1 protein-coding gene is annotated in these 1352 nt (G+C 70.0%); it reads right to left on the bottom strand.

Annotated elements, in window-relative coordinates; all coding sequences use genetic code 11:
• Nucleotides 1-1352 (bottom strand): condensation domain-containing protein (locus ABT336_RS27410; RefSeq protein ID WP_350900494.1); only part of this gene is annotated, 1352 nt, incomplete at both ends.

The raw sequence follows: 1352 nt of genomic DNA, 5'->3' as shown, positions 1-1352 counted from the left end.
GACACCTCACCCACAGGCAGACACACCACCCGCGCATCCCCACCCGGATCCGCCACCATCGCCTCCAACACCGCCCGGTACATCCCACCGAGGCGCAGCACGTTGGGGTAGCTGACGACGTGGGGTCGGCTGAGGATGCTCAACGTCCCGTCGAGGGTGGAGACGTGCAGGTCGAACTCGCTCGACGCCTCGTAGATGGCGTCGTCGAACCCGACCCGGTCGGTGTCGACCTGCTCGAAGTCGAGGTAGTTGAACAGGGTCGCCAGCGGTCGTTCACCACCGGTGAACCGTTGCAGGGCGGGCAGCGGGTAGTGCCGGTGCGGCCACAGCTCCAACTCGGACTCGAAGGTCTCCCGGATCAGCTCCGCCCAGGTACGCCCCGAACCCCGGTGCAGGAACGGCAGGGTGTTCAGGTGCATGCCGTACACCCGGTCGGCACCGGTCACCTCGGGTCGGCCGTGGCAGACCAGGCCGCTGGTGAAGACGGCGTCACCGGTGAGCTGGCTGAGGACCTTCAGGTGGGCGGCGAGCAGCACGCTCTTGAGGGAGGTGTCGGTCCGGCTGGCCACCTCCTTCAACCCGTCGATCAGGTCGTGCAGCGCAACCCGGGTGCCGCACTGGAACTCGGGTTCGGAGTCGGGGGCACCCCAGCCGCTGGGCAGGGCGAACCGGGGCTGCTCCACCACGCCGCGCCAGTACGCCTCGTCGTCCTCGGAGCGCAGGGCGGCGAGTTCGGCGGCGACGAAGTCGGCGTACCGGACCGGCAGGGGGGCGAAGTCCAGGGGGCTACCGGTGTCGCGTACCTGCCGGTACTCGTCGAGGATCTCCATGAGGAGCCCGTGGTGGCTCCAGCCTTCGAGGATGCCGTGCGACATGGTCAGGACGAACCACCAGTCGGTCCCCTCCCCGATCACCCCGGCCACCCGGATCTGCGGGACCTCCTCCGGCGCGAACGGGGCGGCCCGTTCGGCGGCCAGGTAGCCGCGCAGACCCGCCTCGACGTCGGTGCCCCGCAGGTCGAGAATGCGTACCTCGAAGGGCACGTCGGCGTGGACGAGTTGCAGCGGCGTGGAGTAACCGTCAAGGCGGAACGACGTCCGCAGGATCTCGTGCCTGTCGACGACGGTCCGGACCGCCCGACGCAGGGCGTCGGGGGCGAGGGCCGCTCCGTCGTGGATCGGGAAGGCCGACACGTTGTGGTACGTGTGCCTGTCGGTGTCGGTGAGGATCTTGACGAGCATCCCGAGCTGCACCTGACCGATCGGGTACGCGTCGGCGAGCCCGTCCGGGAGGGCGGCCCGGTCGGCGGGGTCGAGCTGGGTGAACGGGGCGACCGGCTGGAACTGCGGGGC

The organism is Micromonospora sp. NPDC000207, from assembly GCF_040300925.1.
Taxonomy (GTDB): domain Bacteria; phylum Actinomycetota; class Actinomycetes; order Mycobacteriales; family Micromonosporaceae; genus Micromonospora.
This window is presented reverse-complemented; position numbering and strand designations above follow the sequence as displayed.